Raw genomic sequence first — 209 nt, forward strand, 5'->3', positions numbered from 1 at the left:
GCCATGCTGACCCTGGTGGCGCTGGACGCGCAGGAGATTGCACGGATCGTCGCAGCCGTGCCCGGTGGTGCAGCCAACATCCAGGACATCTACCCGCTGGCACCGCTGCAGGAAGGCATTCTTTTCCACCACATGCTGCACCAGCAAGGCGATGCCTATGCCACGCCCAACCTGCTGAGCTTCGATACGCGCGAGCGGCTGGAAGGCTT

The 209-nt window shown here is 63.6% G+C and carries 1 protein-coding gene; it reads left to right on the forward strand.

All coding sequences use genetic code 11. The annotated features are described in order from the left end of the window. On the forward strand, positions 1–209 hold a 209-nt coding region (locus INR38_RS28640; protein WP_207444616.1), incomplete at both ends, for a hypothetical protein.

It is taken from the genome of Delftia sp. SD018 (genome assembly GCF_017355445.1).
Classification (GTDB): domain Bacteria; phylum Pseudomonadota; class Gammaproteobacteria; order Burkholderiales; family Burkholderiaceae_C; genus Comamonas; species Comamonas acidovorans.